This is a genomic window from Ruminococcoides intestinihominis (assembly GCF_040096285.1).
GTDB classification, from domain to species: Bacteria; Bacillota; Clostridia; order Oscillospirales; family Acutalibacteraceae; genus Ruminococcoides; species Ruminococcoides intestinihominis.
Map to the genome: position 1 here is coordinate 1 of NZ_JBBMEY010000089.1, position 1,903 is coordinate 1,903.

The window sequence follows — 1,903 nt, forward strand, 5'->3', positions numbered from 1 at the left end:
TTACAATTCCATATTAGTTGAAACTATCAAATAGCACTACAAACCCAAATTTATCTTAACAAACAAAATTGAAAAACAAAAAATTATAATTATTTCACAATATAATCTCTAATTTTGGAATACATCTCTTCGCTGATAACGGCATCAATTAAAAGACCATCTGCAACATATTCTTCGCTATTAAGGATACACTTTTCACGAATTTCAGCAGAAATACCTAACTTATCAAAAGGCAAAAGTGCCTTAACTCTCTTAACTTTAACAGGTAAGTTATCTTCTATTGCGTGTAAAAGTTCATCAATCCCTTTACCTTCTTTTGCAGAAATTCTAACACCTGTTCCTATCTGTGGTACTGTAACACCACCTGAAACAAGGTCACATTTATTCAGTACCGGAATAATCGGTGTATCCTTACAACCTAAACTTTCAAGAAGTTCTCTTGTTACCTTTAGGTGCAAAGATGCTTCTTCGCTGCTAACATCGCAAACATTTAGGATAATGTCAGCCTCTGCTGCCTCTTCCAAAGTTGAACGGAATGCATCAACCAGGTGGTGAGGTAGTCTTCTCACAAGTCCTACTGTATCAATCAGCATTACTGTTACACCGTTAGGTAGCTTTAATGCTCTTGATGTTGGGTCAAGGGTTGCAAAAAGTTTGTTCTCTGCCAGTACACCTGCATCTGTCAGGTAGTTCATAAGGGTACTTTTACCGGCATTTGTATAACCAACAATCGCTACTGTAATAACATTGTCTTTTCTTCTTCTTTTTCTAAGTTGTTCTCTATGGTGTTCAACATCTTTTAGTTGTTCCTTTAGAGTTTCCATTCTTCTTCTAATATGTCTACGGTCAGTTTCAAGCTTAGTTTCACCGGGGCCTCTTGTACCGATACCACCACCAAGTCGGCTCATTACAGTACCCATACCGGTAAGTCTAGGCATCATATACTTTAACTGTGCAAGTTCAACCTGCAATTTACCTTCTTTACTTCTTGCTCTCATTGCAAAAATATCAAGAATAAGCATTGTACGGTCAATTACTCTTACACCGGTTTCTTCTTCAATATTTCTAATTTGAGTTGGAGAAAGTTCGCTGTCAAATATAAGCAAATCAATTTCTTGACTTTCACAAAATTCACTGATTTCAAGGAGTTTACCTTTACCAACATATGTTGCAGTTTCAGGTCTGTCTAGGTTTTGCATAACAGTTGCTACTGTTTCAGCACCGGCAGTCTTTGCCAGTTCAACAAGTTCAAGCAGAGAAGTATCTGCATCATACTCACCTGTATTAATACTAATGAGAACTGCTCTTGTTACCTTTTCTTCATTACTTTTTAGTTCCATAATAACCCACCTTTCCTTAACTAATATGGTTATATAAAAAATATCTAACTTAAATTTCTTTATACACTTTAAATTATGTGTTTATTGTAGTATAATATAATTCAAATATTTTGTAAACTGCTAAATCAGTTTACGCAATTTATTAAAGAGGTCAAAGAAAATGGACAAACAATTTGATGTAGTTATAGTAGGTACAGGTGTTGCAGGACTTTACGGTGCTTTAAAGTACCCTGAAGATGTTTCTGTTCTACTACTTAGTAAAAAGGAACTTACTTTAAGCAACAGTAGTTTTGCACAAGGTGGTGTTGCGGCTGTTCTTGACAAAAACCACGACAACTATAAATTACATATAGCAGATACTTTAATCGCAGGTAAATATAAGAACAACCTTTCTGCAGTTGAAAAGCTGGTAACTGAAGGTCCTGATGATGTTCTAAAGTTAAAGGAACTTGGTGTTGACTTTGATAGAGATAAAGAAGGCAACTTACTTGCAACTTTAGAGGGTGGTCATTGTCGTAATCGTATTGTACACCATAAAGACTCAACAGGTAAGGAAATTGTAG

Annotated in this window: 2 protein-coding genes; one reads left to right on the plus strand and one right to left on the minus strand. The window is 35.5% G+C overall.

The features are described from left to right. Positions 1-89: 89 nt before the first annotated feature. Entirely contained in the window at positions 90-1,340 is a 1,251-nt protein-coding gene (gene hflX, locus WMO18_RS10810; protein ID WP_211148419.1) for a GTPase HflX, read from the minus strand. A 160-nt stretch (positions 1,341-1,500) separates the two neighbouring features. On the opposite strand from hflX, the gene WMO18_RS10815 reads away from it, so the two are divergent. Next, positions 1,501-1,903: FAD-binding protein (locus tag WMO18_RS10815; RefSeq protein ID WP_367286608.1), on the plus strand; the 403-nt coding region annotated here is incomplete at its 3' end.